The organism is Corynebacterium tuberculostearicum (genome assembly GCF_022347235.1).
Classification (GTDB): Bacteria; Actinomycetota; Actinomycetes; order Mycobacteriales; family Mycobacteriaceae; genus Corynebacterium; species Corynebacterium tuberculostearicum_F.
The window spans coordinates 40,803-59,890 of record NZ_JAKRDX010000014.1 but is presented as its reverse complement, the minus strand read 5'-3'; the positions used below and the strand labels follow the sequence as shown (position 1 = coordinate 59,890).

The window sequence follows — 19,088 nt, the reverse complement described above, 5'->3', positions numbered from 1 at the left end:
GCGCGTCTTGGCCGCACACCCACTGTGGTGTGCGGCTTTTTTGTCTCTTCTACTAAGTTAGAGGGCATGACTGATTCCACCGGCGCCGCGCTTTTGGGCCCCGTAGAGATCCGCGCCCTCGCGGAGAAGCTCGACATCGTGCCCACCAAGAAGCTGGGGCAGAACTTTCTGCATGACCCGAATACCATCCGGCGCATCGTCGCCGCGGCGGAGCTGGATCCCACAGACCGCGTCCTCGAGGTAGGCCCCGGACTGGGATCGCTGACCCTTGGCCTCGTAGAGGCAGTGGGGGACGTTACCGCGGTGGAGATCGATTCCCGCTTGGCGGCGCAGCTGCCCGATACCGTGGCCGAGCGCGCCCCTGAGTATGTGCAGCGCCTGCGCGTAGTGGAAAAGGACGCGTTGCGCGTGACGGATTCTGACGTCACGGAGCCGACTGCCCTCGTGGCCAACCTCCCGTATAACGTCGCTGTGCCGGTCTTGCTGCATTTGCTGGAGACATTCCCCTCCATTCGCCGCGTGCTGGTGATGGTCCAGCTGGAGGTGGCGGACCGTCTCGCCGCCCAGCCCGGCAGCAAGGTTTATGGCGTGCCCTCGGTCAAGGCGGGCTTTTATGGCAAGGTCTCCAAGGCCGGCACGATTGGCAAGAACGTCTTTTGGCCGGCGCCCAATATTGAATCCGGGCTGGTGCGCATCGACGTCTTTGAAGATGCTCCTTGGCCGATCACCGATGAGTCGCGGGCTAAGGTCTGGCCGGTTATCGACGCCGCCTTTGCCCAACGCCGCAAGACCCTGCGCGCGGCATTGTCCGGCCACTTTGGTTCGGGTGCCGCCGCTGAGGAGGCCCTGCGAGCGGCGGACATCGATCCGAAGCAGCGCGGTGAAAAGCTTGCCGTAGAAGACTTCGTACGATTGGCAGGGATCTAAATGAGTGCACCGCTAGATAACGAACCATTCGTCTACACCGCGCGCGCTCACTCCAAGGTCAATATTCACCTCGGCGTGGAGGAACCGCGCGAGGATGGGTTCCATGAGCTCGCCAGCGTCTTTCAGTCTTTGGAGCTGCATGACACCGTGACGCTCACGGACTTGGGTAATCCCGAGGTGGATAAGCCGCGAATTCGAGGCTTAAAGGTTACGGGCCCTCATGCACAGGGTGTGCCAGAAGACTACACAAACCTGGCGTGGACCGCGGTTAACCGCATCATGCAGTACCTATACACCACCCATGGGCCGAAGGCGCTGCCGGAAGTAGCGCTGGAAATCCACAAAGCCATCCCTACTGCCGGAGGCATGGCGGGTGGCTCTGCTGATGCGGCAGCCGCGCTGCGCTTAGCCGAGCGCTGCTATGGCGGCTACTACGGCATCGACTCGGTGGGCGAGCCGATTCTGGACGCGCTGGGCGCGGCGTTGGGCTCGGATGTTCCCTTTACTTTGCTGGGTGGCACCGCGCTCGGTACGGGGCGCGGCGAGCAGCTTACCCCGATGATGGCGCGCGGTACCTATCATTGGGCGCTTATCGCCTCGGACCGCGGGCTATCTACCCCGCAGGTCTTTCACAAGCTGGATGAGATGCGAGAAAAGGGTCGCGGCGGTGAGCCGCACATGGATACCGCAGCAGTATCGCAGGCGCTTATCTCGGGCGACCCGCACCGGGTGGCAGAGCACTTGCATAATGACCTGCAGCCGGCGGCGCTTTCCCTGCGCCCGGACCTGCGCAAGACGCTGGAGGCGGGGGTGGCCGCCGGAGCCCTCGCAGGCATCGTCTCCGGCAGTGGTCCGACCTGTGCCTTCCTCTGCGCTGGGGCAGAGGAGGCTAGGGAAGTGGTCTCCCAGGTGACGGTGGAAATTCCCGGAACCAAGGGTGTGGCTACCCATGGTCCCGCTAGCGGCGCCGTGGTGCTGTAGCTAGAGCACCGTCATCTCGGTGGGCTCGATGTCGAGGTCGAAACGGTTGACTTCCTTTTCTTGGAGCAGGTCGATGACCACGAGCTGCTTCTTCTGGGCGTCGGTAATAAAGGCGTAGCCATCGGCAGCTTGCAGGAGGGGCCCGGCTGCTGCCACTCCTTATTTTCTTTCCACTTGGAGATGGCATCGATCTGCGAGGTGATTTCCCGGAATCCGGGTCGATAATGTTGAGTTTGCCGTCGGTGGTGAGCACCAGTGCCTCGCCCAGCGGGCCGCGGGCCAGGGAGCGGAACCAGTAGGAAGCATCGAGATCAACCTTCTTGGCGGAAAAATCCTTGGTATCCACCAGGGTCACGGAGGTGGGGCGTTCGAGCTCTGCATCCTTGTCGGTCTTATTATCGGCCAGAATGACATCGGATGATTCCTCTGAACCGGCAGCATTGCCGGAGCGCTGGTATCCGCCTGCTCCGGCATAGGCGGAGGCATCTACCTTGTGAAACTTTGCGCCATCGAAGACTACAGGGCCGTCCTCGCAGCCGAAGAAGATATTGCCGTTACCCGCGGCGGCCTCGCCGTGCACGCCAGGGCACTTGGTGGTTTCAGTAAGGACCTTGCCCTCCTTATCCAGATGCTGGATGGTGTGGCGCTCGTCCTCGGTCCCCTTGGTAACGACTACTGAGCCATCCTTCAGTGGTACGGCTACGCCGTGGTGTGCAGCCCCCGTATCTACGGTATTGACCGGCTGGGCATCGTCGTTGCCCATGTCTTCGGTCTTGTAAATTTTCGCTACACCATCGCCATCGGAAAATAGTGCGGTAAAGCCGTCGTGGTGGACCACGTGGCCGGCGTGCGGGGCCTTGATAGGGGCGTCGCCAAGCGAGGGCTCAGCGGTGTAGTAGTGGTTGTGATCGCCGTGGCCCTTGGTAATGCGCCCGGTGTCGTAGGTAAGGAAGCTATCGCCTTTGGTGACCATGACATGGCGGTTATCGCCGGCATCGCTCAGGCGCAGGAAGGCATTCATTGTGTCCTCGCCGATTACCTTGCCGGTCTTGGCGTCATAGGCGCGCAGTCCGTCCGCGTGGGAAATGACAATGCGGGTGGGCAGCTGGGCTACCTCGGTCTCGCCCTCCTCGGCTTCGAAACCTTCGTGCGAGTGTCCGGCGTGGTCATGGCCGTGCTCATGCTCATGGTCATGGGCGTGCTCGTGAGCGTGGTCCTCCTCGCTGTGGGCGTGGTCGTGGGAGTGCAGGGAGTCCTTTTCCTCCTCGGTGGGGGCGGAACAGGAGGCAATGGCTACTGCCGCGGCAGAGAGCACCGCGCAGAGAGAAAGTGTGTAGTGCTTCATACATAGTCACACTATTGGACGTGAAAATCAAGAGCAATAGTTTGGAGAAATGCGGGGGTATGTGCAGGGAGGTATTAAGATGGACACTCGTTATGGCAAACCTGATTAACCTCGAGCAAGTCAGCAAAACTTATGGATTAAAAACCCTGCTAGACGGGGTATCCCTAGGTGTGCAAAGCGGCGATCGCATCGGCATCGTCGGCGTTAATGGCGGTGGCAAAACCACCTTGCTGGAGGTGCTCACCGGCATCGAGCCGCCCGACGCCGGCCGCGTATCCCATACCTCTGATCTGCGCATGGCTGTGGTCACGCAGCGCTTTGACCTGCCCGATGAGCTGACCATCGCGCAGGTGATTATTGAGCCGCTGGAATTGGAAACCTATGAGTGGGCCTCCAATGCCAAGGTGCGCGATGTCTTGGGCGGGCTTGGCATCGTGGATTTGGGACTGGAGACCCCGGTGGGTTCGCTCTCCGGTGGCGAGCGTCGCCGCGTGAACCTGGCCGCCGCGCTGGTGCAGGATTTGGACCTCGTGGTGCTCGACGAGCCGACCAACCACCTCGACGTGGAAGGCGTGCAGTGGCTCGCAGATCACCTGCTCAAGCGCAACCTGGCCGTGGTCGTGGTTACTCACGATCGCTGGTTCCTCGATACCGTGGCCACGTGGACCTGGGAGGTCCACGATGGCGTGGTCGATACCTACGAGGGCGGCTACAACGATTGGACTTTTGCCCGCGCCGAGCGTGCCCGCCAGGCCGATGCCATGGAACAGCGCCGCAAGAACCTCGCCCGCAAGGAACTGGCTTGGCTGCGCCGCGGCGCACCGGCGCGTACCTCCAAGCCGCGCTACCGCATCGAGGCCGCCGAGGCGCTGATCTCTGACGTCCCGGAGCCACGCAATAAGGTCGAGCTCATGGCCTTTTCCAAGCAGCGCCAAGGTCGCGTGGTTATCGAGCTAGAGGATGCCACCGTGCAGTCCCCGGACGGTCGCACCTTGGTAGATCACCTCACTTGGCGCCTAGCCCCCGGCGAGCGCATCGGTTTGGTGGGTGTTAATGGCTCCGGCAAGACCACCCTGCTGCGCACCCTGGCTGGCGAGTACGAGCTGGCGGCCGGCAAGCGCATCGAGGGCCAAACCGTGCGCCTCGGTTGGCTGCGCCAGGAACTCGATGACCTAGATCCGGAGCGCCGGCTTATCGACGCCGTCGAGGACGTCGCCACCTACGTCCAACTCGGCAAAAAGGAACTTTCCGCCTCCCAGCTGGCCGAGCGCCTAGGATTTTCCGCCAAGCGTCAGCGCACCCCGGTAGGCGACCTTTCTGGTGGCGAGCGCCGCCGCTTGCAGCTCACCCGCGTACTGATGGCCGAGCCCAATGTATTGCTGCTGGACGAGCCCACCAACGATCTCGATATTGATACCCTGCAGGAACTGGAGTCCCTCCTGGACTCCTGGCCAGGCACCCTGGTGGTCATTTCGCACGATCGCTACCTCATTGAGCGCATCGCGGATAACACCTACGCGCTCTTTGGCGATGGCAAGCTCACCAACCTTCCCGGCGGCATCGACGAGTACCTGCGCAAGCGCGCCGCACTTGAGGCCCAGCAGAGCTCCGGTGTGCTTAACCTGGGAGAAAAGAAGGCAGACAACGCTGCACCGAAGCCAGAAAAGAAGCTCTCGTCCCAGCAAGAGCGCGAAATCACCAAGAAAATGAACGCCCTCGAGCGCAAGATGCAGAAGCTGGAAAAGGCGGCCGCGCAGATTAATGAAAAGATGGCCACCGCCGCGGAAAAGGTTGATACCCAGGCCTTGACCGAATTGGATGGAGAACTAAAGGAAAACCGCAGCGCCTACGAGGAATTGGAGATGGAATGGCTGGAGTTGGGGGAGAAGCTCGAAGGGTAGAAGCCCGCATCGCCGATATTGTCAGCCACCTCGACCTGTGGGGCATTATCGGCGCCGCAGCGCTATTTACCCTGGGGCTTACCCCATCCATTCTGCCGCGCGATTGGCTCTACCAAGGGCTCGTTTCCGGCATTGCCGCAGGGCTCGGCTATACGCTGGGCATCGCCCTCAAGCTCGTGTGGTACCGGCTGGTGGTGCGCTATGTGGCGCCTCGGCATGCCTGGCTTGATGCCACCACGTGGCCAGCTCGGCGCTACCGCCTAGCCTCCCGCATCGCCACCGCCGCTTTTGTGGTGTGGATGATAGGCTTCGCGATCTTTGCCGTGCGGTGGCAGCGCCAACTTGCAGACGCCCTGTCCGCACCGGCACCCACCATTGCCAGCTATGTGCTGGTGGTTCCGTTGGCGCTTGCGGTATTTACCGCCTTCCTTTTCATCCTGCGCGTGCTGCGCTTTTGCGTGCGCTGGCTTTCTAGTCACTTCCCCCAGCGCTTCCGCGCCGCCTACCGCGTTGTGGGTGCGGTAATCATCGTGGCCTTGGTGGGTACGTACACCGTGGAAAACCTCATCCCCGGCGCCATTGTGGGTGTGGGCGAGAGAATCTTTACCGCCCAAAATGCCGAGCCCGATCCCGCAACGCAGCGTCCCACGTCTGCTGAGCGCAGTGGCTCCCCAGACTCCCGCGTGGACTGGAATGGGGTGGGGCTGCAGGGCTCACGTTTCCTCTCCTCCGGTGCGCACCGCGCGGAATTGGAAGAGGTAACCGGAAAGCCCGCCAAGGAACCCATCCGCGCCTATGCCGGCCTGGGCAATCGCGCCTCCAATGAGGAGCGAGCGCAGCTGCTTATCGACGAACTCGAGCGCACCCACGCCCAAGACCGCAAGGCCCTGCTTCTCATTATGACCACCGGAACGGGATGGGTGTCGTCCTATTCCGCCCAGGCCTTCGAGCTGCTCTACGGCGGCGACACCGCCATCGCGGCCGCCCAATACTCCGCCATGCCCTCAGCCCTGCATTTCCTGTCCGGCGGTGGTCAGGTAGAACGCGCCGGGCAGGAGTTCATCAATCCCATCGTGGACTGGTGGAACGGACTGCCGGAGGAGAAGCGCCCGAAGCTCTACCTGTACGGCGAATCCTTGGGCACCACGGGCATTGAAGCGGCCTTTTCCGGGGTGCGCGATATCGCCAATTCCGTTGACGGAATCCTACTTACCGGCCCGCCGCACTTCAATCGCCTGCGCACCCAGTTTGTGGAGCGCCGCGACCCTGGCTCTTCTGAAATTTCCCCTGAATACGCCGGCGGCCTCGTCGTGCGCTTTGCCAACGATGACGCGCAGGTGCGCCAATGGGGCACGGTGCCAGAAGAGGAGTGGGGACGCACCCGTATGCTCTATATCCAACACCCCTCGGATCCGGTGGCCTGGTGGTCCCCACAGATGGCCTTTAAGGAGCCGGATTGGATGCGCGAGCGGACACCGTATTCTGCCAAGCGCGTGATGCAGTGGATGCCTATCATCTCCTCCCTCCAAGTAGCCGCCGATCTGCCCGGCGCAAAGGACGTACCCGATGGACACGGTCATAACTACGGGGCATCGGTGCTCGACGGCTTTGCCGCCATCGCTGGTCCAGACGTGGCAGGAGCCATTGACCCCGATGAGCTGCAGCGCGAATTTGCCGCGCTCGACGTCGGCATCTACTAGGTGTTTAGCCAAATAAGGCAGCGATGACCAGCATCGCAGGAAGCGATAGGAAGGTAGTGAGAAAGACCGTATCGCGTGCCACGGTTTCTCCTACTTCATAGGTAGCGGCATAGTTATACACATTCTGCGCCGTGGGCAAGGCCGCCAGAATTAATGCCGCGTATAGCTCCGCCCCGTCTAGGCCCAGCGCTGCGCCCACGGCCAGCGCGACAGCGGGCATGCCCACCAACTTCAACACCGTCGCGGTTAGGGTGGGCAGACGGTCCTCCTCCAACAGCCCGTCGCCCTTTAACGAGGCACCAAAGCTCATCAGGATCATAGGAATGGAAGCGCCACCTAGTATCTCCAGCGGCTTCATCACCACATCCGGTACCTGCCACTGCGCCGCGGAGACAATAAATCCCGCCACCGCAGCCAACACCACCGGCGCGGTAACCCCCGAGACCACGGAGCTCCAGATCGATCGCAGGATCGTACCCTGCGCATTGAGCCCCGCAATGATAAACGGGGAGAGCACCGCCATCTGGAGAACCAAGGCTGGGATGACGTAGGTGGCATCACCGATGACATAGGTGGCAATGGGCAGGCCAATATTGACCGAGTTGTAATAGCTCGCCGCCGCGGCACCCGCCATGGTTTCGGCGCCGCTGCGTGGAAAGAGTAGCCGGCTGCACAGCCAGTACACGGCCATGGTGGCGACGGACGCGGCGGCGATCACGGCCACCACTGGGGACGCAAACGCGGAGGTATCGGATGTAGCCACGCTGGAAAAGATGAGCGCCGGCGTGGCCGCCCAGAAGGCCGTGCGATTGAATTGCAAGCGCGCCTCGCCCTTGCCAATAACGCCCCTGTGGGCCAGCACAAACCCGACGCCGATGACTACGAAAATGATCGCAAACCCGGTCAATACGTCCAGCAACAGTCAACAACCTTTCGCAGTACTCCAAAAATGCGCGGTGAGGATATTGTCCCACCATCCGTATTTCCTCAAGAACACGGGGACCATAACAAAGTTGTATCGAATTTCCTGCGCAGCCCGGAAACTCCTTCCAGACTGCCGGCCACTTATGGCACGGTGGAGGGCATGAAGCTTTCTTATCGTGCAACCGTAGCCGCCCTGTCCACCGCTCTTGTCATTACTGGTACTTCCACCGTGGCCTCTGCTCAGCCGGCCTTGCCGCCGCAGATTCAGCAGGCTTCTTCGCAGGCTCAGCAGCTTTCTTCTGATCCTTTAGCCGCTGTGAAGGATTTCCGCCTCACCTTGCCACCGCAGGCTTATGAGCTGGCCGAGAAGTACAATATCTCGCTGCCAGAATTCCTGGCCAAGCCAGTGGGCCACGCGCCCAAGGTCGCTGGTGAGTTGGGGGCCGCTACCGCCGCCCACCTCGAGAAGGCTGGGCACCGCAAGGACGCCCACGCCACCGCCATCGCCCAAGAATGGGCCAACCAGGGTGCCGCCGGCAAGCTCGACTACAAGGGCGGGGTAGCCCACGGCCTGAATCACAAGGACGAAGGACAGGGTTCTGTTCACCGCCTCACCGAGCAGCAAGCGCAAGAGCGCCTGAACTGGTTCAACCGCGATGTTCCGGTTAACGCTGGTTCCCAGCACGGCTTTGGCGTAGCAACGGCTTATGACGGAACCTACATCTACGTTGCGGAGTTCTTCCTCAACTAAACCGCATTCCACTAGCCCCGATTTCACCGCATCCGTGGCCTCCATCTGCGACGATGAAGAAGCTGCACGGTGCCGGTAGAATCGGGGCATGATTTTGATCAACGTACAGTTCCACGTCAAGCCCGAGTACGCAGAGACCTTCCTCGATGAAATCAATTGGTACACCGAGGCCTGCAATGCAGAGCCGGGCTGCATCGACTTCAAGTGGTTCCGCGATCCAGAAGATCGCCAGCGCTTCTTGCTGCTGGAGTCCTACGCAGACGGCAAGGACGTAGAGCATGTCCAGAGCGAGCACTTCCAGCGCTCCTGCGAGGAATTCCCGAAGTACCTCGTGGAAACTCCGGACATCATTAACGTTCACATCGAAGGCCGCACCGGCTGGGACAAGATGGGCGAGTTCTCCGTCGATTAATCCCAACGAATAAAGCTCGCCCTCTACCGCGATGTAGAGGGCGAGCTTTTTCTATGCCTAGGCGCACCAGCGCCCTTCGCGCTCACAGCGGATGCTACTGCCAGCGGAGCACACCTTCCGGTGAGCGCGAAGGGAGGGGAGGGGAGGGAGCTAAGCGCTTTCCGACGCCCCTCCTCGCGCCCGCCTGCGCTCTATTGCGGCACGCACTGCGAAGACACGGTCTTGTCGCCATTCGAGTACTGCTTTAGCGCATCGTAGAAAGCATCCGAGTACTCGCCAGCGCGTTCCGGAATCGGGTGAACACCATCGGAATAGAGGATTGCGGGGTCGCTCTGTGCATGTCCGCACCAGTCCGCGACATATACGTTGTCGTATTCCTTGGCTGCGTCGAGGACATCCTGTTGGGACTGGGCCATCCATTCGCGGTCACCATAGGGGACAGCCATGACAACGGTGTGGTCTTCGCCGATGATGTCTAGAGCTTCCTTGATCTGGTCCGGGAAGGCAGGGCCGTTAGTACCAAACCCGAGGAAGACGGTATCGCGCAGCTGGCCGGAATCCTTGAGCTGCTGCAGAATCTGGATACCCGCAGTGTAGTGGCGGGATACATCTGCATCGACGTAAATCTGCGGGAAGCGCTGCTTGAGGGCGCCACTAGAACCCAGCATCACGGAGTCGCCGACAGCGGTGATGTCTTTGCCCTGCGGCATCGGGCGGGTCTTCTTATCCTTCGCGGCAGCCTTATCGTCGTTGTCCTCAGCAGGCGGCTGTGGGGCAGCATCATTCGGCTGCGCCGGGGCATTATTGCTGCTCTGGTTCTGCTGCTGGAGCTGCTCCAGCTGCTGCTCCAACTCGGTCTTATCGCTGGAATTAACAACGCCGTAGACCACGCCGGCTACAGAGGCAATGACCAAGAACGGAACTACTGGCCACATGGTCTTGCCAAAGCCATCGCGCAATTCGCTAAATCCTGGGCGGGAGGACCAGTAGGTCTTCCACGTCTTCTTATAGCCGCCGCGGCGGAAAGGATTCTCAATGAACTGATAGGAAATCTCGGACAGAAGCAGTGAAATAGGCACGGCTACAAGGCCCAGGATCCAGGATTTATCGGAGTTCTGGTTGCCCTCGAAAAGCGCCTTGAGCATCATGATGACCGGCCAGTGCCAGAGATACAGCGAGAAGGATCGCTGGCCAAACCAGCGCATGACCTTGGTCCTAAAGAGCGGGGTCATCGGGCCGTATTCGCGAACCACGCCCCACACCATCAGGACACCAAGCACGCTGGTGAGGAAGAGCCCACCCCGGTAGGTGATCTCCGCGTCATCCGGCATGAGGAATAGCTGGGCACCGTAGCCGATGAGCGCCAAAGTGCCGATGATTCCGGCGATGCGCGATTCGGCTTTGCCTGCCGCCGCCCACGAGTCCGCCTGTGGATCGGACTTGGTAGAAGTCATCAGCAAAGACAGCACGGCGCCAGTGAGCAGGCCGAAAGCATGGGTATCGGTGCCGTAGTAGACGCGCGTCGGGTCTTCACCCGGCACGTAAAGAAGCGCCATGGCCACGGCGGAACCGATAGCTAAGACTGCGGCTACGAGGATGGGAAGCCGGCGCGGGTTACGGCGAGAAATCAGGAAAACGCCAGTGATAAGAAGCGGCCAGATGACATAGAACTGCTCCTCCACGGCCAACGACCAATAGTGGGCAAAGACCTGAATCTCATTGTCCGCAAAGTAGGACTGGGAGGTGGCGATCTGGGTCCAGTTATTGACAAAGAACAGAGTTCCCAAGAACTGCTGGCGCAAGCCGACCGCGAGGTCCCCGCCTATCCATGCCACCAAAGCGGTACACATGACCAAGACGGATACTGCGGCCGGTAGGATGCGTCGGAATCGGCGCACCCAGAAGTCCTTCAGGCTGATTGTGCCGGAGGTGCGGAATTCGCGCACCAGCAACGAGGTGATGAGGAATCCAGAAAGGACGAAGAAGAGGTCAACGCCCAAGTAACCACCGGGAAGCAGGGAAGGGAAGAAGTGGTACAACACCACGGCAATAACCGCGAGGCCGCGCAGTCCATCCAGCCCCTTGACCTGGCGCAGGCGGGCGTGGCGCTTCTTCTTAACGACCTTGCTCTCAGGCGGCGTAGCCAGCGCTTCAGGGTCCTTGGCCTGCTTTTGTAGCGGATACTTAGACTTAGTATCTACCTGCGTGCTCGAGGCATTCTGCGATGCTGGCTTCTGCGCAGCTTGTTGTGGCCGGCGCGGTGCCGCCTGAGCCTGTGGCTTTTCGGGCGCTTGCTGTGGAGATTTAGACGGCTGTGCCTTATTCCGCTTCTGCTCAGCAGCGGCAGCGGCGGCGGCTGTACCTGCTCCAGCTGCTACAGCGCCTGTAGCAGCGGACTTTCCCTTCTGCGCAGGCGGCGTCTTTGGAGCTGCTTGAGGCTCGGCCTTGTTTGGCTGGGGCGAATCAGGCTGTGGCTTTACCTTAGGCTTCTGGGCAGCTCGCGACGGCTTTTGCTGCGCTGTGGAAGGAGTGCCCACCTGTTGTGATTTGCGGGCCAATCCGCGACTAATATCGGAGGGCTTAACCTGGGGGCGGCGCTTTGTTGCCTTCTTGGTCTTGTTCTGCGGCGTCGCTTCCTTTGCCTTCGGCTGTGGCTGTTGCGTCTTCGCCTCTTGCTTGGGCAGGTTGCCCTTAGAGGGTGCGCCTTGCTGCGATTTCGGCTGGACTACCTTGTTTCCGTCCTGGGTAGTCTTGTTCTGCGTCGACCGAGCTTTCTGCTGAGAAGCATCGGCTGCAGTCTTTGGCGAAGCTACCTTCGGCGTGGGGGCAGTGGTGCCCTTCTTCGGCTTTGGAGCGCTAGGCGCCGAGGCCTGTGGGCCAGCCTTTTGCTTTGCAGTTTCCGGAGTACGCGCTGAGCCCTGGCCCTTCTGCGGTTGTGAAGGCTTAGACGGCTGCGCATTTTTCTTCGGCGCAGGTTGCGGCTGTGGTTGCTTCTTTGCCGAGTTTGCCGGTACGCGCTTGGGAGAGTCAGGCTTCTGCGCTTGCTGCTGGCCGGTGGCCGGCTTCGAATTAGCCGGCTGGGATTTCTGCGGCTTGGCCGGTTGCGGGGAAGCCTTCTTCGCGCTGGAAGAAGACGATGGTTTGGGTGTCTGCTTCGGCTTCTGGGTAGTGGGTTGAGCCTGAGGTGCGGGCTTTACCGCGTCTTTCTGAGAGGGTTGGGTGACAGGCTTCGCGGCCGGCTTCGGGGAATTACTGCGGGTAGATGGAGTCTTTGGGGAGGACTTAGACGGGGTAGTACTAAAGCTTGCACCGCGGCGCGGTCGCTGAACCGGTTCGTGCGCTTTGCGCTGCGGCTTCTTGTCCTGAGCGGGGGAGTCTTGTTGCTTTTTAGCAGCTGCTTTGGGGGAGGGCTCTGCCTTGTTTTGTTGTGCGGCGGTTGGCTTAGCGGAAGATTCTTGGGCTGCAGGCTTGGCTTTCGGCGCCTTGGCGGCAGGCGATGGCGAGGTCGACTTAGGCTGCTGCGGCTTTGCGGAAGTGGCCTTGCTTGCCTGTGGCTTTTCGGTGCTGGGGTGAGTGGTGTCCTTAGCCGCGGGCTTGGCGGCAGGCTTCGCATCCTTAGGCTTAGCAGCAGCAGGCTTGGATTCGGAAGCCTGTGCAGGCTTTGCCGGGGTGGGCTTGCGCGCAGGTGCCTGCTTAGCCTGGTTCTTGGTCTCGCTGTCCTTAGCGGTGCGGTCCTGAGGCTTGCCCTTCGGCTCGGTGGATTGTGCACCCGTGGTGGATTCGGTGTTGGCTGATTTCTGGGGCGCAGAATCCTTTTTATTAGGGGTCTGGGGCGCACTGGTAGAGCCAGCTTTGGGCTGTACTGGCTGATAGACCGGTGTGCGTGGTTCGTTCGAACGCCCAGGTTTCTTCTTCCCCAGCAGTGAGCGCAAAATTTGCTTCACAAAAACTCCCAAAGCACTACGTATATTTTCTAAACGGACTATTTTAGCCTGCGCACCAGCACTTCTCCCCATGCGGGGGAGTTATGGTGCGGCGCGCGGGGCGGAGGCGAAAATTCGAGTCTAGGACTCTTCGCTGTCAAAAAGCTGACGCAGAACTGTCATGACCCCATATTCGGTATTGGGTGGGGCAATGTGATCGGCGATTTCCTTCAACTTTGGGTGCGCATTTTCCATTGCGATGGCGGTGCCCGCCTCGCGGAGGAGCTCGTAGTCATTGAGGAAATCGCCAAAGGCGGCGGTGCGAGAAATGGGAACCGAAAGGAGCTCGGCCATGGTGTGTAGTGCTACGCCCTTGTTGACGCCAGCGGCCATGACATCGAGCCATACGGCACCAGAGATGGCGATATTGTGTTCCGGTACGGCCGCAAGGAGGGGCTGGTGGAGGTGTTTTTCACTGCCGTCGGCGCAGTAAGCGGCGATTTTGATGATGTCTGCATCCAGTAGCGCATCGAGGTCATCTACCCATTCCACTGACCTGTAGTACTTGGCAATTTCAGCACGGGCCTGTTCATTGGCGCCTTTGTGTACATAGGCGGTATCCGGCGTGCATAGCACTACGGTATGCGGGGTCTCGACGGAATGGAGTGCGGCCACGGCGGAGCGCACAGCTGCGTTGGGCAGGGTAGTGGCGCTGATGACGCGATTATCGTGCACGACCACGGATCCGTTTTCGGCGATGAAGGTGTCTTCGTGCGGAAACATCTCTTGTAGGGTGGCGAGCTGGCGGCCCGAGGCGGGTACTAGGATGACGCCGAGCTGGTGGGCACGGGTGCTGATCGCGGCGAAATCTGGTGGAAGCTGGCCGTTGCCGTCCAGTAGGGTGCCGTCCATATCCAGGGCGATGAGCTGTGGGAGCAAAATTCCGAACCTATCTGTGAATTGGCTGATGGTGGATAGGTGCATGCGTTTTGTGTCACACTAGGGGTTATGACTAATACTGCACCTATCGTTTCCTCAATCCGTAACCATACCGGAGTCATTGAGCTCAACCGCCCCAAGGCTCTCAATTCCCTCACCCCGGAAATGATCCACCTCATTGCGGAGTCGCTGGCGCAGTGGCGCGACAACGATGTGGTGGAACAGGTGTTGTTTACCTCGACTAGTCCCAAGGCATATTGCGCCGGCGGCGATGTTCGCTACGCCCGCGAAGGGGTCAAGGAGGGCAAGGTGGATGAGGTCGATGCTTTCTTCGCCACCGAATACACGTTGAACGGTGATATCGCGGAGTATCCCAAGCCCATCGTTGCGCTCATTGATGGCATCGCTATGGGAGGTGGTCTGGGCATTTCTGCCCATGGGTCCCACCGCGTGGTTACGGAGAAAACCTTTGCCTCCATGCCAGAGATGAATATTGGCTACGTCACCGACGTAGGCATGGCCTATGCCGCCCAGCGTGCGGTGGGAACGCGCGGGAAGGCCTCGGCCGAGCTGGCGAAATTCTGGGGGATTACCGGCTACCGCATGTATGCCGCAGACCTTGTGTGGAGCGGGCTGGCCACCCACTATGTCGCGGACGGCGAGGCCTTTGCAAGTGCGGTTATTGAGCAGGGACTAGCCACGGCGCTAGCCCAGCACGCCACCGCACCTGGCGGCGAGGCCCCCTTGGCCGAGCTTATCGACGCCATCGAGGACGCCTTTTCCCACAACACCTGGCAAGACATTTCTGCGGCCCTGGAAAAGTACCCAGAATTAAAGCAACTGGTAGAAAAGCTGACCGCGCAGGCGTGCCCCACCTCTATCGTGGCGGCCATGGAGCTATTCCACGCCGAGCAGGAGTGCAGCAGCATCCGCGAGGCCCTGGATATGGAGACCAGCCTGGGTGCTTATATGTACCGGCGTGGGGACTTTGCCGAGGGCGTGCGAGCGGTCTTGGTGGATAAAACCAACGATGCGGCATTTGAGCCTGCCGCGCTTGCCGACGTCGACGTGGACGCCCTCCGCAGCGCCCTACACCTCCACCCCGCGAAATGATCCATAGGCGGCGCGGGCGCGATCGGCGTTGATCCATGCAGGAGGGGGCACCGCCAAAGTAGCTTCGGTGGCGGCTGGGGTCGGCTCCGGAAGGTGCAGCTGTGGGGCGTCGAGCAGGACGAGGCCCACGCGGGCGTCGGCAAGCATAGTGCCCGCCAGCGTCCAGATCCCCAATATGGGCAAAGCTAGGTGCGGCAGCTGGTGCCCGCGCGCCAGCTCAAGCGGAAGGTGCGGGCGTACCAATTCAGGCACGGCCTCGTCGATACCGAAGCGCGCTAGGTTTCCTGCCAACCGCGCCGCCGCGGTGTCCTTGAGCTGCGGATCCGCCCAAGCCCATGTGAATTCCTCGTCCGAAATGGTCGCGATAAGCACCGCATTGGCCGTCATCTGCCCGTCACGATAGGACACCGTCGCGGTGGCCTTATCCACATCGAGATCTACCGTGGCATCTGGGAAGCTGCCTTGGAAAAACATCTGGCTTTCGGTGCTTAAATAAAAAGCATCCTCCAAGACGCGGGCGGCTGCCAAGCCTGGGGTGATGCCGGAAATCTTGTGTACTTCGGGGCTTGCCTGCTCAAAACGCACCGTGGTGCCATCAGAAAAATGCAGGTAGGGCTCTTCCGCGGTGGACTCCATGCCCAGGTAGCGGGCAAGTGCGAGGGCCGGCCGCTTCTCGTCCATGTCCGCGTTGCTGTGTTGGAGACCGCGCAGCAAGGTCTGGCGAAAGTCCAGGTAGGGGTGGAAATCTACCGCAACGATGGCCACGTGCTCGCCCTGCTGGGTGCGCAGCACCGGCATGTTGCCCACGATAAGGGAGGCATATGCAACCATTTGGTCAATGTCTGCGGGAACCGTACCTGACTGCGGAAGGTCAGCAAAGTGCTCGGTCGCAGCGGTAGTCCAGTGCCAGGTGCCTGCGGCGATGACGGCTAGGCGCACGCCACGAAAATCCGCCACGTGCTGCGCGGAGCTTACCCGTACCTCCACGAGTTGGTCCGTGGCATAGCTTCCTTCGCTATCGCCAGCCGAGGGGCCGAGGAAATTGAATTCCACATCGGTCGCCTCCCCGATGCGGTCTTGAAATGCGGCATTAACGCCCGCTTGAATGAAGCGGGCGTCTTGCGCGGTGCTCGATATAGGGGCTGTCTTATCCATAACTATTGCCGAGCATACGGATTAAAGCGCCCATTAGGCTAGCTAGTCGATGGCACGCACGGTGGCAAAGGCTGTGCGAACTATCTCATGCTTTGTGTGAGCGTCCAGTGATTCTTCGGCCTGGGAGCGGCGGTGGACTTCTTTCATGCTCATCGCACTGGCACCCGCACACGCTTGGAGAATGACCGCGATTTCAAAGCGCGACTTATCCGGGGCGCGTTGGTGGAAAGCTTCCAAAACTTGGTCAGCTACGACTTGGAATTGTTGGCGCTCTTTCGAGGTATGGCTCAAGTTTTCTAAAGCCTCGCCAATGGTGAAAAGAGAGGTAAAAGAATGTAGCTCTTTGCCCTCGTTTTCGGTGGCATCGAGCGTTACTTGTTCGAGGAATTCAGAAATGGATGAATTAGGAAAGACAGTGGGTACTTCCTTGGAAAACTTGGCAAGCACATCGGTGCTAAAGGACAGTAGCGCATCAGCCACCGAGGAGAAGTGGTTGTGAAAGGTGCGCGGGGAGACCCCGACGGCCGCAGTAATGCCGGAGACCGTGGCGGCTTCGGTACCGCCGTCGAGGACGAGGCGCGCTGCCGCATCGGCCATGGCCTGACGCGTAGCTCGCTTCTTTTCTTCGCGCAGACTAGTCACGGTGTGCTTCGCCTACCTTCTCTCGTTGGGTGCGCAGGAGTTCCTCGCGGTCGGAGTGCAGGGCTTCGCCTTCAATGTCCATATTAGGGGTGATCTTATCCAACCAGCGCGGGAACCACCATGCCTTTTTATCCAGCACAAACATGGTAGCGGGGATGATCATCATGCGGACTACGAAGGCGTCGATAAGCACGCCCGCAGCCAGGGCAAAGCCCATGGTCTTAATGAACGGCTCGTCCATCAAGATGAAGGCGGCAAAGACGGAAACCATAATGAGGGCCGCGGCGGTGACCACGCGCGCGCCGTGCTTAAAGCCATTCGAGGTGGCGTTGCCGGCCGTCTTGCCATTGACAAATCCCTCACGCATGCGGGTCACCAAGAAGACTTGGTAGTCCATGGCCAGGCCGAAGGTAAGGCCGATGAGCATGATGGGCAGGAAGGAAAGCAGCGGCTGTGGGTCGTCGACGATGCCGAACATGCCTTCTTGCCAAATGGCCACGGTGATGCCGAAGGTGGCAGCCATCGAAAGCGCGAATCCAGCAGCAGCGATGAGCGGTACCCAAATGGAGCGGAAGACCAGCATCAAGACGATGAAGGCCAGACCCAGCACGATGGCTACGTATGGGATAAGCACGTTATTGAGGCGCTCAGAAATGTCATCGAAGATCGGGGTGATACCGGTAATGCCGTAGGAACCGCCGGTCTTTTCAAACTCACCCTGGTAATCGCGCAAGTGGTTAAGGGTTTCGGTGGTTTCCTCATCGGTTGCGCCGGTGGTAGGCGTGATCATGATCTGCGCAGCATCACCGTTGTCAGTGGTCTGCACGATCTGGGCGTTTTCTACGCCGTCGTTGTCATTGAATTCTTGCAGCAGTTCCTGAAAGGCCGGCATGCGGTCCTGCTCAGGGACGTCGGCCACATCAACGAACGCGATCATCGGCGCATTGCGGCCAGGGCCAAAGGCGTCTGCCGTGATCTCATAGGCCTCGCGCTGCGGGGTGCCGGGCTTTGCGGTGCCATCGGTGGGCATGGCCAGGCGCAGCTGGGCAAATGGTACGGCCAGGATGCCCAGCACAACGACGCCCGCGATAAGGTGCAGCCACGGGTGGGCACGCACGCGGCGAACCCAGCGCAGGCCCATGGTGGGCTTTTCGTCCTCTGGGTCTGGAACCTTGGGGCCAGGCACGCGACCGGCGAAGATCTTGGTACCCAAGAGTCCCAGCAGGGCAGGGATGAAGGTATTGGCAACCAATACGGCGATGATGACCGTAGCCGCAGCAGCGATGGCCATGGTGCCCAGGAACGGGATGCCGATAATGGTCAGCGCGGCCAAGGCGATGACCACGGTGGTGCCGGCGAAGACAACGGAACCGCCCGCGGTGCCCAGCGCCATGCCCATGGCGTGGGCACGGGTGGCCTTATCCATCTTCTTGAGCTCTTGGGCCAGTTCCTTTGGCGAAAGATCGTTGAGGCCAGAGGAGGTGATGAGCTCGTTGCGGAAGCGGTTAACAATAAACAGCGCGTAATCGATGCCGACGGCCAGGCCAATCATGGAGGCCAATGTCGGGGTCATATCGGAGACGGTATCCGTAAAGACCGTGGATACTTGCACGCCGAGGATGCCGATGCCTACGCCGATAATGGCGGAAATGAGCGGCATGCCAGCGGCCACGAAGGAACCGAAGGTAATCAGCAGCACGATCGCTGCGACGATGAGGCCGATAATCTCAGCGCTGCCACCCATCTCTTGACCGGCGGAGCTAAAAGCATTGCCCTGGTACTTCACGGTGAGGTCGCCCTCGTCGTACTTATTGAGTACGTCCGTGACCTTGGTCATGTCCTCTTCTGGGATGTCCATGACGGTTTCCGCATCGAAGTTGATGGTGACGGTGCCGGTGGACTTATCCTCGCTCAGAGGGGAGAGCTGCTGCAGGTTCTTTTGAATCTGCTCGTCTGGCATGTGCTGGGCCTTCATCTTTTCGCCCATTTGCTTTTCCATGCCGGCTGCAGCCATCACCGGGCTGACCAGTTTGTCCTGGTCCTTGAGTGCGCCAGTGTCTTTGAGCTCGCCAAGGAGGTCATCTACCTTGCCGGCTACCTGTTTATCGGTGAGGTTCTTCCCCTCTGGAGCTTGGATGACCACGGTGCCTTCGGGTGCACTCATGGCATCGGTATCTTGGCCGAAGCGCTCCATCATCTTGTCTTGGGTGGTGGTGGAGTCCATCTCCGGCATGGAGAAATTAGGGTTGGGGGCCTTGGCAAAGCCGGCGGTAAGTCCCGCCATGGCCACCAAGACGATGAGCCAAAAGGCGAGGAATGGCCACACCTTGCGGTAGGACCAGCTGCCTAGCCGGTAGAGGAATTTAGACATAAAA

The 19,088-nt window shown here is 60.3% G+C and carries 14 protein-coding genes; 7 read left to right on the top strand and 7 right to left on the bottom strand.

Going from position 1 to position 19,088, the window contains the following annotated elements; all coding sequences use genetic code 11:
• The first annotated feature begins 66 nt into the window (after window positions 1–66).
• Both rsmA and MHK09_RS08660 read left to right on the top strand, forming a co-directional pair.
• On the top strand, window positions 67–927 hold the full coding sequence (gene rsmA, locus MHK09_RS08665; protein WP_250413275.1) for a 16S rRNA (adenine(1518)-N(6)/adenine(1519)-N(6))-dimethyltransferase RsmA: 861 nt from the start codon (window positions 67–69) through the stop codon (window positions 925–927).
• Complete coding sequence (locus tag MHK09_RS08660) at window positions 928–1,908, top strand: 4-(cytidine 5'-diphospho)-2-C-methyl-D-erythritol kinase (protein ID WP_250413272.1); 981 nt, start codon at window positions 928–930, stop codon at window positions 1,906–1,908. It begins immediately after the preceding gene.
• Here the strand turns inward: MHK09_RS08660 and MHK09_RS08655 are convergent.
• Window positions 1,886–3,253 carry a hypothetical protein gene (locus MHK09_RS08655; RefSeq protein WP_250413270.1) on the bottom strand — a complete coding sequence of 456 codons (1,368 nt, stop codon included), beginning with the start codon at window positions 3,251–3,253 and terminating at the stop codon, window positions 1,886–1,888. The two genes, MHK09_RS08660 and MHK09_RS08655, sit on opposite strands and share 23 nt — an antisense overlap.
• A 92-nt stretch (window positions 3,254–3,345) precedes the next feature.
• On the opposite strand from MHK09_RS08655, the gene MHK09_RS08650 reads away from it, so the two are divergent.
• On the top strand, window positions 3,346–5,154 hold the full coding sequence (locus MHK09_RS08650) for an ABC-F family ATP-binding cassette domain-containing protein (RefSeq protein ID WP_250413268.1): 1,809 nt from the start codon (window positions 3,346–3,348) through the stop codon (window positions 5,152–5,154).
• Window positions 5,121–6,854 (top strand): alpha/beta hydrolase, encoded by a 1,734-nt coding sequence (locus MHK09_RS08645; protein ID WP_250413266.1) that lies wholly within the window; start codon window positions 5,121–5,123, stop codon window positions 6,852–6,854. The genes MHK09_RS08650 and MHK09_RS08645 overlap by 34 nt, the downstream gene beginning before the upstream one ends.
• 4 nt (window positions 6,855–6,858) lie before the next feature.
• Here MHK09_RS08645 and MHK09_RS08640 read toward each other — a convergent pair whose 3' ends face one another.
• A complete protein-coding gene (locus tag MHK09_RS08640) occupies window positions 6,859–7,773 on the bottom strand; it encodes an AEC family transporter (RefSeq protein WP_250413264.1) in 915 nt (304 codons plus the stop codon).
• A 165-nt stretch (window positions 7,774–7,938) separates the two neighbouring features.
• Between MHK09_RS08640 and MHK09_RS08635 the strand changes: the two genes are divergently transcribed.
• The gene (locus tag MHK09_RS08635; RefSeq protein WP_250413262.1) at window positions 7,939–8,529 is read left to right on the top strand and encodes a hypothetical protein; all 591 of its coding nucleotides are present in this window, start codon (window positions 7,939–7,941) and stop codon (window positions 8,527–8,529) included.
• 88 nt (window positions 8,530–8,617) lie between these two features.
• Window positions 8,618–8,941 (top strand): putative quinol monooxygenase, encoded by a 324-nt coding sequence (locus tag MHK09_RS08630; protein WP_005323747.1) that lies wholly within the window; start codon window positions 8,618–8,620, stop codon window positions 8,939–8,941.
• A 191-nt stretch (window positions 8,942–9,132) separates the two neighbouring features.
• Here the strand turns inward: MHK09_RS08630 and MHK09_RS08625 are convergent, their stop codons facing one another.
• A complete protein-coding gene (locus tag MHK09_RS08625; RefSeq protein WP_250413260.1) occupies window positions 9,133–12,885 on the bottom strand; it encodes an acyltransferase family protein in 3,753 nt (1,250 codons plus the stop codon).
• 120 nt (window positions 12,886–13,005) lie between these two features.
• Window positions 13,006–13,848 carry an HAD family hydrolase gene (locus tag MHK09_RS08620; protein WP_179386249.1) on the bottom strand — a complete coding sequence of 281 codons (843 nt, stop codon included), beginning with the start codon at window positions 13,846–13,848 and terminating at the stop codon, window positions 13,006–13,008.
• Between the two features lie 24 nt (window positions 13,849–13,872).
• Between MHK09_RS08620 and MHK09_RS08615 the strand changes: the two genes are divergently transcribed.
• A complete protein-coding gene (locus tag MHK09_RS08615; RefSeq protein WP_250413259.1) occupies window positions 13,873–14,916 on the top strand; it encodes a 3-hydroxyisobutyryl-CoA hydrolase in 1,044 nt (347 codons plus the stop codon).
• On the opposite strand, the gene MHK09_RS08610 is transcribed toward MHK09_RS08615, so the two are convergent.
• Genes MHK09_RS08610 through MHK09_RS08600 form a run of 3 tightly spaced genes read right to left on the bottom strand, consistent with a single transcriptional unit; the run spans window position 14,893 to window position 19,084 of the window.
• Complete coding sequence (locus MHK09_RS08610; RefSeq protein WP_250413258.1) at window positions 14,893–16,071, bottom strand: DUF6882 domain-containing protein; 1,179 nt, start codon at window positions 16,069–16,071, stop codon at window positions 14,893–14,895. The genes MHK09_RS08615 and MHK09_RS08610 overlap by 24 nt on opposite strands.
• A 42-nt stretch (window positions 16,072–16,113) precedes the next feature.
• A complete protein-coding gene (locus MHK09_RS08605; RefSeq protein ID WP_250413257.1) occupies window positions 16,114–16,713 on the bottom strand; it encodes a TetR/AcrR family transcriptional regulator in 600 nt (199 codons plus the stop codon).
• Entirely contained in the window at window positions 16,706–19,084 is a 2,379-nt protein-coding gene (locus MHK09_RS08600) for an MMPL family transporter (RefSeq protein WP_250413256.1), read from the bottom strand. The genes MHK09_RS08605 and MHK09_RS08600 overlap by 8 nt, the downstream gene beginning before the upstream one ends.
• Window positions 19,085–19,088 lie beyond the last annotated feature (4 nt).

What these genes read in the sequence shown, in the direction of transcription:
- MHK09_RS08645 (WP_250413266.1), top strand. Translation starts at nt 5,121, where the DNA reads ATGGCTGGAGTTGGGGGAGAAGCTCGAAGGGTAGAAGCCCGCATCGCC.
- MHK09_RS08600 (WP_250413256.1), bottom strand. Translation starts at nt 19,084, where the DNA reads ATGTCTAAATTCCTCTACCGGCTAGGCAGCTGGTCCTACCGCAAGGTG.
- MHK09_RS08635 (WP_250413262.1), top strand. Translation starts at nt 7,939, where the DNA reads ATGAAGCTTTCTTATCGTGCAACCGTAGCCGCCCTGTCCACCGCTCTT.
- MHK09_RS08615 (WP_250413259.1), top strand. Translation starts at nt 13,873, where the DNA reads ATGACTAATACTGCACCTATCGTTTCCTCAATCCGTAACCATACCGGA.
- MHK09_RS08620 (WP_179386249.1), bottom strand. Translation starts at nt 13,848, where the DNA reads ATGCACCTATCCACCATCAGCCAATTCACAGATAGGTTCGGAATTTTG.
- MHK09_RS08630 (WP_005323747.1), top strand. Translation starts at nt 8,618, where the DNA reads ATGATTTTGATCAACGTACAGTTCCACGTCAAGCCCGAGTACGCAGAG.
- rsmA (WP_250413275.1), top strand. Translation starts at nt 67, where the DNA reads ATGACTGATTCCACCGGCGCCGCGCTTTTGGGCCCCGTAGAGATCCGC.
- MHK09_RS08660 (WP_250413272.1), top strand. Translation starts at nt 928, where the DNA reads ATGAGTGCACCGCTAGATAACGAACCATTCGTCTACACCGCGCGCGCT.
- MHK09_RS08610 (WP_250413258.1), bottom strand. Translation starts at nt 16,071, where the DNA reads ATGGATAAGACAGCCCCTATATCGAGCACCGCGCAAGACGCCCGCTTC.
- MHK09_RS08655 (WP_250413270.1), bottom strand. Translation starts at nt 3,253, where the DNA reads ATGAAGCACTACACACTTTCTCTCTGCGCGGTGCTCTCTGCCGCGGCA.
- MHK09_RS08650 (WP_250413268.1), top strand. Translation starts at nt 3,346, where the DNA reads ATGGCAAACCTGATTAACCTCGAGCAAGTCAGCAAAACTTATGGATTA.